2 protein-coding genes are annotated in these 12,807 nt (G+C 75.5%); both read right to left on the reverse strand.

The window, feature by feature from the left end:
• Positions 1-7,660: non-ribosomal peptide synthetase (locus tag EF918_RS23990; RefSeq protein WP_125650336.1), on the reverse strand; the 7,660-nt coding region annotated here is incomplete at its 3' end.
• Between the two features lie 15 nt (positions 7,661-7,675).
• The coding region (locus tag EF918_RS23995; RefSeq protein ID WP_125650339.1) for a non-ribosomal peptide synthetase at positions 7,676-12,807 on the reverse strand (5,132 nt) is incomplete at its 5' end.

Raw genomic sequence — 12,807 nt, forward strand, 5'->3', positions numbered from 1 at the left:
CCGGATCGGCCGCGACCGCCTCCAACACCGCCACCAGACGACCCGCCAACGACTCCACCGTCACCCGGTCGAACAGATCCACCGCGTACTCGACACTGCCCTCCAACCCCGACTCCCCCTCCGCGAGCTGGAAGGTCAGGTCGAACTTCGCCGCGTCGAAGGCGATGTCCTCGGGGGCGATGGTCAGGCCGCCGAGGTCGAGGGTGGCCTCGCCGGTGTTCTGGAAGGCGAGCATGACCTGGAAGAGCGGGTGGCGGGCCATGGACCGCTCGGGGTTGAGGACCTCCACGAGTCGCTCGAAGGGCACGTCCTGGTTGGCGTAGGCCGCCAGGTCCGTCTCCCGGACCCGGCCCAGCAGTTCCCGGAAGGTGGGGTCACCCGAGAGGTCCGTACGCAGCACCAGGGTGTTGACGAAGAAGCCCACGAGCTCGTCGAGGGACTCGTCGGTACGGCCGGCGATCGGCGAACCGAGGGGGATGTCGGTCCCCGCGCCGAGCCGGTGCAGCAGCGTCGCCAGCGCCGCCTGGGCCACCATGAACAGGCTCGTGCCCGAGGTACGGGCCAGCGCGTCCAGGCGGGTGAGGGTGTCTGCGCCGACCCGGAAGGGGACCGTGTCACCGCGGTAGCTCGTGCGGGCCGGGCGGGGCCGGTCCGTCGGGAGCGCCAGCTCCTCGGGCAGGCCCGCCAGGGCCGCACGCCAGTGGTCGACCTGGCGGGACAGCTCGCTCGCCGGGTCGTCCTCGTCACCGAGGACCTCGCGCTGCCACAGGGTGTAGTCGGCGTACTGGACCGGCAGCGGCTCCCAGGCCGGGGCCGAGCCCGCGGCGCGGGCGGCGTAGGCCTGGCCGAGGTCACGGGCCAGCGGGCCCATGGACCAGCCGTCGCCGGCGATGTGGTGCACGACCACCAGCAGGACGTGGGTGGCGGGGTCCACGGTGAACAGGTGGGCCCGCACGGGCAGTTCGGCGGCCAGGTCGAAGCCGCGCGAGACCTCGGCGGCCAGCGTCCCGGCGTCGTACGGCGCCCGGGCCAGGACCGGTCGGGCCTCCTCGGGCGACAGGATCCGCTGGTACGGGCGGCCGCCGGTGTCGGGAAAGACGGTGCGCAGGCTCTCGTGGCGGGCCACGACGTCGCCGAGCGCGGCTTCCAGGGCGGCCGCGTCGAGGGGGCCGGTCAGGCGCACGGCGAGCGGCATGTTGTAGGTGGCGCTGGGGCCCTCGAAGCGGTCGAGGAACCACAGGCGCCGCTGGGCGGGCGACAGCGGGATCTCGGCGGGGCGTTCACGGACGGTCAGGGCGGGGCGGTCGGTGCCCTCCTCCCCGAGGCGTTCGGCCAGCGCGGCCACCGTGGGCGCCTCGAAGAGGGTCCGCACGGCGACCTCCGCGCCGAGGCGGGAACGGATACGGCCGGTGACCCGGATCGCGAGCAGCGAGTGGCCGCCGAGGTCGAAGAAGCTGTCGTCGACGGACACCCGCTCCAGCCCCAGGACCTCGCCGTAGATCGCGCACAGGGCCGCCTCCCGCGCGGTGCGCGGGGGCCGGCCGGCCGGGGCGGTACGCGGTCCGGGCGCGGGCAGGGCCGTGCGGTCGAGCTTGCCGTTGACGGTCAGGGGCAGCTTGGGCAGGGTGACGAAGGCCGCCGGCACCATGTAGTCGGGCAGCTGCCCGCCCAGGCTCTGGCGCAGCAGCTCGGGCTCGGGGGCTCCGGCACCGTGGGCCGGCACCAGGTAGGCGACGAGTTCGCGGATGCCGGGGCGGTCCTCGCGGACGACCACGGCGCTGTGGGCGATGCCGGGCTGCGTCTCCAGCACGGCCTGGATCTCGCCGAGCTCGATGCGGAAGCCGCGGATCTTGACCTGGTCGTCGGCGCGGCCGAGGCAGTCGATGCGGCCGTCGCGGGTCCAGCGGGCCCGGTCCCCGGTGCGGTACATGCGGGTGCCGGGGGCGCCGTACGGGTCGGCGACGAACCGCTCGGCGGTCAGGCCGGGCCGGTTCAGGTAGCCGCGGGCCAGGCCGGCGCCGGCGAGGTAGAGCTCTCCGGCGACACCGGGCGCCACGGGGCGCAGGGCCGCGTCGAGGACGTAGGCGCGGTAGTTGTCCAGGGGGCGGCCGACCAGGACGCGGTCGCTGTCGGTGATCGGCTGGCCGAGGGCGTCGACGGTGGTCTCGGTGGGCCCGTACAGGTTGAACGTCACCAGGCCGGGTGTGCGGGCGAGTTCGGCGCGCAGAGTCTCGCCGAGCGCCTCGCCGCCGAGGGCGACCACGCTCGGGCGGATGTCCGGGTCGGTGGTCAGACCCAGCTCGTGGAGCTGCTGGAAGTGGCCGGGAGTGGTGTCGACGTGGTCGAGACCGCCGACCGCACGGGCGTAGGCGATCATCGCGGCGGGGTCCTGGCGGGCCTCGTCGTCCATGAGGTGCAGTTCGTGGCCGGCCAGCATCCACAGCAGCGGGTCGATCGCGGCGTCGAACGAGAACGAGGCGGCGAGGGCGGCCTTGAGCCGGCGGTCGCCGGCGGCGGCGAGCACGTCGGCGTACAGCCGGCCGAAGTGGTCGTGGAAGAGGTTGACGACACTGCGGTGCTGGACGGTGACGCCCTTGGGCCGGCCGGTGGAACCGGAGGTGTAGATGACGTACGCGGCGCTGTCGGGGTGTCCGGCACCGGGTGCTTCGTCGGCGCCCAGGTCGTGCTCGGGCCAGTTGCGGTCGCGGTCGAGGGCGTGCAGGTCGGCGACGGAGGCCAGTTCGGCGACGGGCCGGGCGTCGTCCAGGATGTGGGCGATGCGCTCGGCCGGGTAGGCCGGGTCCACGGGCACATAGACGGCGCCGGCCTTCATGACGGCGAGCAGCGCCACGATGTGCTCGGCGCAGCGCGGCAGCCGCACGGCGACGGCCTGTTCGGGGCGGACGCCGTCGGCCAGGAGCTGGCGGGCGAGACGGTTGGCCCAGCCGTTGAGGGCGGCGTAGCTGAGGCGGACGTCGCGGAAGACCAGCGCGGTGGCGTCGGGGGTGCGGGCGGCCTGGGCCTCGAAGAGGCCGTGCAGCGTCCCGGTGGGGTGCTCGCGGGCCGTGTCGTTCCATCCTTCGAGGACCTGGTGGCGCTCCTCGGCCGTGAGGACCTCCACGGTCGACAGGGGCCGGTCGGGGTCGGCGACGAGGTCGGCGACCAGGCGGGCCAGCCGGTCGGCGAGCGCCTGGGCGCTCGCGCGGTCGAAGAGGTCCGTGGCGTACTCGATGCCGCCTTCGATGCCGTCGGGGGTGCCGTCGGCGGTGAAGCGCTCGGCGAGGACGACGGACAGGTCGAAGTGGGAGGTCTTCAGGCCCACGGGCCGGGCGGTCGTGCGGGTCCCGCCGAGTGCGAGGGTGGCCTCGGCGTTGTTCTGGAAGGACAGCATGACCTGGAACAGCGGGTGCCGGGCCAGCGAGCGCTCGGGGTTGAGGGTCTCGACGAGCTGCTCGAAGGGCACGTCCTGGTGGGCGTAGGCGGCCAGGTCCGCCTCGCGGACCCGCTCCAGCAGTTCACGGAAGGTGGGGTCGCCGGAGACGTCGGTGCGCAGCACCAGGGTGTTGACGAAGAAGCCGACGAGTTCGTCGAGGGCCTGGTCGGTACGGCCGGCGACGGGCGTGCCGAGGGGGATGTCCGTCCCGGCGCCCAGGCGGTGCAGGAGCGCGGCGAGGGCGGCCTGGGCGGCCATGAAGACGCTGGCGCGGCCGGTGCGGGCGAGGGCGGTGAGGGCCTGGTGGGTGGCGGCGTCGAGGGTGAGGTCGACGGTGTCGCCGCGGTAGCTCGCCCGGGCCGGGCGCGGGCGGTCGGCGGGCAGGTCCAGTTCCTCGGGGAGGTCCGCGAGGGTGGTGCGCCAGAAGTCGATCTGGCGGGCCAGTTCGCTGCCGGGGGTGTGCTCGTCGCCGAGCACCTCCTCGCGCCACAGGGTGTAGTCGGCGTACTGGACCGGCAGCGGCTCCCAGCCGGGGGCCCGGCCGGCGCAGCGGGCCGCGTACGCCTCGGAGAGGTCGCGGGCCAGCGGCGCCATGGACCAGCCGTCGGTGGCGATGTGGTGCACGACGAGCAGCAGGACGTACTCGGTGCCTCCGAGCGCGAAGAGCCGGGTGCGCAGCGGGAGGTCGCGGGTGAGGTCGAACTCCTTGCCCGCGGCCGCGGCCAGGGCCCGGTCCAGGTCCTCGTCGGCGACGCCGATGACCGGCAGGGCGGGAGCGGCGTCGGCCGGGTCCAGGACGTGCTGGCGGGGCCGGCCGTCGGTGTCGGGGAAGACGGTGCGCAGGGACTCGTGGCGGGCCACGAGGTCACCGAGCGCGGCGCGCAGGGCGGGCACGTCCAGCTCGCCGGAGATCCGCACGGCCATCGGCAGGTTGTAGGTGCCGCCGGCGTCCTCGAAGCGGCCGAGGAACCACAGCCGCCGCTGGGCGGGCGAGAGCGGGACGGCGTCGGGGCGCGGGCGGGCGGTCAGTGCCTGGCGGGCGCGGCCGGCGCCGGCGATCCGGGCGTCGAGGGCGGCGACGGTGGGGGCCTCGAAGAGGGTGCGGACGGCGAGCTCCGCGCCCAGCTCGGCCCGGATGCGGCTGACCAGGCGGGTGGCGAGCAGCGAGTGCCCGCCCAGGTCGAAGAAGCTGTCGTCGACGGAGACCTGCTCCAGGCCCAGGACGTCGGCGAACAGCCCGCACAGCCGGGCCTCCCGGGCGGTGCGGGGGGCGCGGCCGGCGGCGGCCGCGCCGTCGGGCACCGGCAGGGCGCGGCGGTCGAGCTTGCGGTTGGGGGTGAGCGGCAGCTCGGGCAGCGCGACGTAGGCGGACGGCACCATGTAGTCGGGCAGGGTGCCGTCGAGGTGGGCGCGCAGCTCGTCGGCGCCGGGCACGGTGCGGCCGTCGGCGGGGACGAGGTAGGCGGCGATGGTCCTGATGCCGGGCCGGTCCTCGCGGGCGACGACGGCGGCCTGCCCGATCGCGGGGTGGGTGGTGAGCGCGGCCTCGATCTCGCCGAGCTCGATCCGGAAGCCGCGGATCTTGACCTGGTGGTCGGAGCGGCCGAGGTAGTCGAGGGCGCCGTCCTCGGTCCAGCGGACGACGTCGCCGGTGCGGTACATGCGCGAGCCTGCGGGGCCGTAGGGGTCGGCGACGAACCGCTCGGCGGTCAGGCCGGGCCGGTTCAGGTAGCCGCGGGCCAGGCAGGCGCCGGCGAGGTAGAGCTCACCGGGGACGCCGGGCTGGACGGGGCGCAGGGCGCTGTCGAGGACGTAGGTGCGGGTGTTGCGGATGGGGCGCCCGATGGTGGGGCGGGCCGGCCAGTCGTCGGGGTCGGCCGGGAGGGTGGCGGCGGTGACCACATGGGTCTCGGTGGGCCCGTAGTGGTTGTGCAGGTGGCGTCCGGTGCCGTGGTGGAAGTCTCGGATCCGCTTGCTCAGGACGAGGGCCTCGCCGGCCTGCGCGAGGTGGCGCAGCTCCGGAAGGTCCAGGCCCTGGCCCACGGCCTCCTCGCAGAGCGCGTCGATGACCAGGTTGGGCGCGTACACCTCGTTGATCCGCTGCTCGGCCAGCCACTGGACGAACGCGGCCGGATCGCGGCGGGTCTCCTCGTCGGGGACGACCAGGGTGCGGCCCGACAGGGTGGTGGAGAGGATCTCCTGGGCCGAGACGTCGAAGCTGATGGCGGTGAACTGGGCGGTGCGCACGCCCGGTCCGCCGGGCAGCTCCGCCTCGTGCCAGCCGATGAGGTTGGCGAGCGGGGCACCGGGCATGGCGACGCCCTTGGGGCGGCCGGTGGAGCCGGAGGTGTAGATGACGTAGGCGGGGGTGAGCGGGGTCAGCGGCGCGGTGCGCTCGGCGTCGGTGACCTCGTCGTCGGGCAGCGCGGCGAGCGCGGCGGCCGTGGCCTCGTCGTCCAGGAGCAGCAGGGGGGCGGTGGTGTCGTCGCCGGTCGCGGCGGCGAGGGCCGGGCGGGTGGTGCGGTCGGTGACGACCAGGGCCGGTGCCGCGTCGCCGAGCATGTGGGCGATGCGGTCGGCCGGGTAGCCGGCGTCCACGGGCAGGTAGGCGGCGCCGGACTTGAGCACCGCCCACAGGGCGGTGACCAGGTCGACGGAGCGGGGCAGGGCGAGGGCGACGGTCCGCTCGGGGCCGGCTCCGCGGGCGATCAGCAGCCGGGCCAGGCGGTTGGCGCGGGAGTCGAGCTCGCGGTAGGTCAGCGCGGTGCCGGCGCACTCGACGGCGACGGCGTCGGGGTGGCGGTCGGCGGTCTGCCGGAACAGGGCGGGCAGCGTCTCCAGGGGGGCGTCGTGGGCGGTGTCGTTCCAGGTGCCGAGGACCTGCTCGCGCTCCTCGCCGGTGAGCAGGTCGAGCCGGCCCACGGGGATGTCCTCGGCGCCCGGCAGGGAGGCGAGCAGGCGCAGTACGCGGGCGCCGAGGGCGCGCGCCGCCGCGGTGTCGAGGAGGTCGGGGCGGTGGCTGAGGTCCAGGGCGAGGGTCTCGCCGGCGTTCACCAGCAGGCTCAGGGGGTAGTGGGTGCCTTCGTGGCTGCGGCCGTCGACGACGCCCAGCCCGCCGGCGGAGCGGCGCAGGCCCTCGGTGTCGACGGGGTAGTTCTCGAACACCAGGAGGGTGTCGAAGAGCTCACCGGCCGCCGGGGTGAGGCGCTGGATGTCGGCCAGGCCCAGGAACTGGTGGTCCATCAGGGCGGCCTGCTGGTCCTGGAGGCGCTCCAGGAGGGCGCCGACCGGCTCGGCGGGGTCCAGGGTGACCCGGACCGGCAGGGTGTTGATGAACAGGCCGATCATGGACTCGACCCCGGGGAGCTGCGGCGGGCGGCCGGAGACCGTACCGCCGAAGACGACGTCGTCGCGGCCGGTCAGCCGGCCCAGGATCATCGCCCAGGCGGCCTGCACCACGGTGTTGACGGTGATGCCGCGTCCGCGCGCCCAGCGGGCCAGCTCGGCGGTGGCGGCGGCCGGCAGCTCCACGCGGGTGAGGGCGGGGGCGAGCGGTGCGCGGCCGGCGTCGGGGGCGGCGAGCAGGGTGGGTTCCTCCACCCCGTCCAGGACCCGGCGCCAGGCGTCCTCGGCGGCGGTGCGGTCCTGCGCGACCACCCAGGCGAGGTAGTCGCGGTACGGGGTCACCGCCGGCAGGGCCCGCTCGTCGGAGCCGGAGCCCAGCAGCCCGTACAGCTCGAAGAGCTCGCCGATCAGCAGGGCCCGGGACCAGCCGTCGAGCAGGATGTGGTGCGCGGTGACGAGGAACTGGAAGCGGCCCTCGCCCAGGTCCACCAGGGTGAAGCGGATCAGCGGCGGGCGTGCCAGGTCGAACCGGCGGGCCCGGTCCGCGGCGGCGATCTCCTCGGCCGCCGCGGCCCGCTCGCCGGCTGGTCGGCCGGACAGGTCGGTGACGGTGAAGTCGGGGGCCAGCTCGAAGGGGATGAGCTGGACCGGCTCGCCGTTCTTGCGGTGGCGGAACGCGGCCCGCAGGCCGGCGTGCCGCCGCAGCAGGGCGGCGCAGGCGGAGCGCAGGCGCTCGGTGTCCACGCCGCCCTCGATGTCGAGGACGAACTGCATGGTGTAGACGTCGGGGCCCTGCTCGTCGTACTGCGCGTGGAACAGCAGGCCCTGCTGGAGCGGGGAGAGCGGGAGGATGCCCTCCAGGCGCGGCTTCTGCTTGGTCATGTCGCTTCTCTCCACTCAGAACTCGAAGTCTTCTTCGAACGCGTCGATCTCGTCCTGGTCGAGATCGAGGAGCGGCGCCGGTCCGGCCGCCGCGGGACGCGGGGCCACCACCTGCACCGGCCGGACCGCGGGGTCCGCGGCATGGGCCACCAGGGCGCGCAGCGCCCGGAACCAGCCCTCGGCGAGCGCGGCCACCTCGGCCTCGGTGAACAGCCCCTCGGGCCAGGTCCAGGAGGCCACCAGGCGCGGACCGCCGGGGCCGTCCTGGGCCAGCGAGTTGAGCTCCAGGGCGTGTGCGGCGGGCATCGCGGCGTCGCTGCCGCCGAGGCCCCCGTCGCCGTTGTCGTCCCCGCTGCCGTCGCCGCCGCCGAACCGGCCCAGGTAGTTGAAGCCGATCTGCGGGACGGGCAGGGCGGCGAGGACGTCCGCCGTCTGCGGGTTCAGGTGGCGCAGCAGCCCGTACCCGGCGCCGTTGTCGGGCAGTTCGGCGAGCTGGCCGGCCACCTGGGCCAGGGCCCGGCCGACGGCGGGTCCGCCCGCGTGCAGCTCCTGCCACTCGCCGTCGGGGACCGCCGGGTCGAGGCGGACCGGGAACAGGCTGGTGAACCAGCCGACCGTGCGGGAGATGTCGGCGTCCGGCAGGACGCCGGCGAGCAGCTCCTCACGGCCGTGGCCCTCCAGGTCGAGCAGGACGCCCTGCTCGCGGCTGCGGCCGCGGCCGCGGTCCCACTCGGTGACGGCCAGCGCGAACGCGGTGAGCAGCACCTCGTTCACCCCGGTCCCCAGGGCCGTGGGCACGGTGGTCAGCAGCGGACCGGTGACGTCGGCGGGCAGCGTGCTGCTGTACTGCCGGGCCGTGGCGGCCACGTCGCGGGCCGGGTCCAGCGGTCTGGCGCCGAGCGCGGGCTCCTGGTAGCCGTCGAGCATGGAGGTCCACACCGGCAGCTCGGCGGCCCGCTCCGGGGCGAGGGCCGCGCGGGCCAGGCCCCGGGCCCACTCCCTGAACGAGGTCCACACCGGTTCGAGCTGGGGCTCCCGGCCGGCGACGACGGCCTCGTAGGCGGCCATGAAGTCCGGCATCAGGATCCGCCACGACACCCCGTCGACCACCAGGTGGTGGACGATCAGCAGCAGCCGTCCGAGGGCCTGCGGTCCGGCGTCGAACCAGACCGCCTGCACCATCAGCCCGGCGTCGGGGTCGAGCCGGTCCTGCGCGGCCCGGCCCTCGGCGTCGAACCGCTCGGCGAGGGCGGCCTCGTCGAGGCCGGCGACGTCGATCCGGTGGACCACGTCGGCGGCGCGCAGCGTGCCCTTCGGCGGCACGTGCAGGAACCATGCGGCGTCCTCGCGCACCAGGCGGGCGCGCAGGGCGTCGTGGTGGTCGAGCACGGCCTGCACCACGGCGCACAGGGCGTCCTGGGTCAGGTCACCGGGGACGGGCGCGGTCACCGACTGGTTGAACCCGTCGATGCGACCGCCCAGGTCCCGCAGCCAGCGGATGATCGGGGTGGCGGGCAGGGGGCCGGTCGCCGGGTCGGCGCCGTCCGGGTCCGGGGCGAGCAGCTCCTCGGCCGCCGACGCCGGCAGGGCGGCGGCGAGGGCCGCGACCGTCTTGTGCTGGAACACCTCGCGCGGGGTCAGCACCAGGCCGGCCAGCCGGGCCCGGCCCACGAGCTGCACCGAGGTGATGCTGTCGCCGCCGAGGGTGAAGAAGCTGTCGTCGACGCCCACCGAGGGCAGCCCCAGGACCTCGGCGAACAGGCCCGCCAGCAGTTCCTCCCGCGGGCCCTCGGGGGCGCGCCCCGCCGGCCGGTCGGAGAAGTCGGGCGCCGGCAGCGCCTTGCGGTCGAGCTTGCCGTTGGTGTTCAGCGGCAGGGCGTCCAGGGTGACGAAGGTGGCCGGGACCATGTAGTCGGGCAGGTCGGCGGCGGCGTGCGCGTGCAGCTCGGCCGTGTCGGGCGCCGGGCCGTCGGGGGCCGGGACCACGTAGCCGACCAGCAGCTTGCTGCCGGGCCGGTCCTCGCGGACGACGACCGCGACCCGGGAGACGCGCGGGTGGCGGGCCAGGACGGCCTCGATCTCGCCGAGCTCGATGCGGAAGCCGCGCACCTTCACCTGGAAGTCGGTCCGGCCCAGGTACTCGAGGGTGCCGTCCTCGCTCCAGCGCACCAGGTCGCCCGTGCGGTACATCCGGGTGCCCGGGGCGCCGTACGGGTCGGCGGTGAACCGCTCGGCGGTCAGCGCGGGCCGGCCCAGGTAGCCGCGGGCCAGCCCGGCGCCGGCGAGGTAGAGCTCGCCGGGTACCCCGGGGGCGGCCGGGCGCAGCGCGCCGTCGAGGACGTACGCCCGGGTGTTGAGGATGGGACGGCCGATGGACGGGGCGGCCGCCGTGCCGTCGAGCTCGGCGGTGGTGGACCAGATCGTGGTCTCCGTCGGCCCGTACACGTTGAGCACCGACCGGCCGGCGGCGGCCATGGCCGCCGCCAGCGCGCCGGGGACCGCCTCGCCGCCGACCAGCATCCGCAGGCCCGTCAGGGCGTGCGGAACCTGGGCGGTGAGCGTCTGCCACAGCGACGGGGTCGCCTGGAGGACGGTGCCGGCGTGCCCGGTGATCAGCGCGGCGAGCGCGTCGGGGTCGAGGACCTCGTCCTTGCCGGCGATCACCACGGCGGCGCCGGCCAGCAGCGGCAGGTACAGCTCCAGGGCGGCGATGTCGAAGGAGACGGTGGTCACGGCGACCAGCCGGTCCGTCGCGTCCATCGGCACCCGCTCGGCCATGTCCGCCAGGAAGTTGTCCAGCGCGGCGCGCGGGACGACGACGCCCTTGGGACGCCCGGTGGAACCGGAGGTGTAGATGGCGTACGCCGGGGTCCGCCCGTCGGCCGGCCGGCGCACCGGGGTGCTGTCGGCCGGGTACGCGGCGAGGGCCGCGCCGGTGGCCGGATCGTCCAGCAGCAGCGCCGGGGTACCGGTGGCCGGCAGGGCCGCGGCGGTCGCGGCCGTGGTCAGCAGCAGCGAGGGGCGGGCGTCCTCGAGGACGTAGCCCAGCCGCTCGGCCGGGTGCTCGGGGTCCAGCGGTACGTAGCCGGCGCCGGACCTGAGCACCGCGAGCAGGGCGACCAGCAGGTCGGCGCCGCGCGGCAGGGCCACGGCGACGTAGCCCTCGGGGCCCGCGCCCCGGTCGGTGAGCAGCCGTGCCAGGCGCGCGGAGCGCTCGTCCAGTTCGGCGTACGTCAGCCGGTCCGTGCCGCAGATCACCGCGGTGGCGCCGGGGGTGGCGGCCACCTGACGCGCGAACCGCTCGGTCAGCGGCTCCGGCTCGGGGCGGGCCGTCACGTGGCCGGCCCAGTCGGCCAGCACCCGCCGTTCGTCGGCCGCGGGCAGCAGCCGCAGCCGTCCGACGGGGACGGACGCCTGCCCGGCCGCCTCGCCCAGCAGCCGCACCAGGGTGGCGGCGATGTCGTCCACCCGGCCCTGGTCGAGCAGGTCGGGCCGGTGGGCGAGGTCGAGACCGAGGGAACGGCCCAGGCTAACGGTGAGGCTGAGCGGGTAGTGCGTGCTCTCGTGGTTGTCGCCGCCCACGATGCCCAGGCCGCCGGCGGCGTCGCGCAGCCCGTCGGCGTCGAGCGGGTAGTTCTCGAAGACGACGAGGGTGTCGAAGAGTTCGCCCAGGCCCGTGATCCGCTGGAGGTCGGCCAGCGGCAGGAACTGATGGTCCATCAGGCCGGCCTGCTGGGCCTGGAGGCGGTCCAGGAGGGTGCCGAGCGGCTCGGCCGGGTCGAGGGCGACCCGGACCGGCAGGGTGTTGATGAACAGGCCGACCATCGACTCGATGCCCGGGACCTGCGGCGGACGGCCGGAGACGGTGCCGCCGAAGACCACGTCGGTGCGGCCGGTGAGCCGGCCGAGGACCATCGCCCAGGCGGCCTGGACCACGGTGTTGACCGTGACCCCGCGCTCCCGGGCCCAGCGGGCGAGCGCCGCGGTCTGGGCCTCGGACAGTTCCCGCCGGGTGTGCTCCGCCCGTAGCGGCGCGCGCGACGGGTCGGGCGCGGCGACGAGGGTGGGCTCGGTCAGCCCGTCGAGGACCTCGTGCCAGGCGGCCTCGGCGGCGCTCCGGTCCTGCCCGGCGAGCCAGGTCAGGTAGTCGCGGTACGGGGTCACCCGGGGCAGGGCGGTGCCGTCGCCCTGGCCGGCGTACAGGGTGAACAGTTCGCCGAGGAAGACCGGCATGGACCAGCCGTCGAGCAGCAGGTGGTGGTGGCTGACGACGAGCCGGTGGCGGTCGGCGGCGGTGGAGACGAGGGTGAAGCGCATCAGCGGGGGGCGCGTCAGGTCGAAGCGCCGGGTGCGGTCCTGCCTCACCAGGCGGTCGGCCTCGGCGTCCCGCTCGGTGGCCGGCAGACCGGTCAGGTCGACCTCCGTGTACGGCAGTGCGAAGTCTGCCGGGACGACCTGGACGGGGGCGTCCAGGCCCTCGTGGCGGAAGGCCGCGCGGAGGTTGGCGTGCCGGGCCAGCAGGGTGTGCAGGGCGGCGCGCAGGGCGGGCCGGTCGACCGTGCCCTCGATGTCGAGGGCGAGCTGGACGGTGTAGACGTCCTCGCCCTCGGTGTCGTAGACGGCGTGGAAGAACAGGCCCTGCTGGAGCGGCGAGAGCGGCAGTACGTCGGCGAGGGGACCGTGGTCGGCCTCCAGCGCCTCGATCTGCTCCTGGGTGACCGACACCAGCGGACGCACGTCCGACGGGGTCAGCCCGACCGTCCCGGCGGTCGCGGCGTGCGCGGCCAGGGAACGCAGGGCCTCGAACCAGCCTTCGGCCAGGGAGCGGACCTCGTCCTCGGTGAACAGGGCCGCGGGCCAGGACCAGTCGGCGGTCAGGTGCGGGCCGTCCGCGTGGTCGAGGGTGACCGCGTTCACGTCGAGCGCGTGCGCGACGGGCATGCCGGGTTCGCGGCCGTCGCCGAGGTCGGCGTCGGAGCGCAGGGCCCAGTCGGCGCCCGTCCCCTCACCCGCGGCCGCGTCGAAACGGCCGAGGTAGTTGAAGCCGATCTGCGGGGCGGGCAGTGCGGCCAGGGCGGCCGCGGCCTCGGGGTGCGTGCCGGTGTGGCGCAGCAGGCCGTAGCCGATGCCGTTGTCGGGCAGGGCGT

It is taken from the genome of Streptomyces sp. WAC06614 (genome assembly GCF_003949795.1).
Taxonomy (GTDB): Bacteria; Actinomycetota; Actinomycetes; order Streptomycetales; family Streptomycetaceae; genus Streptomyces.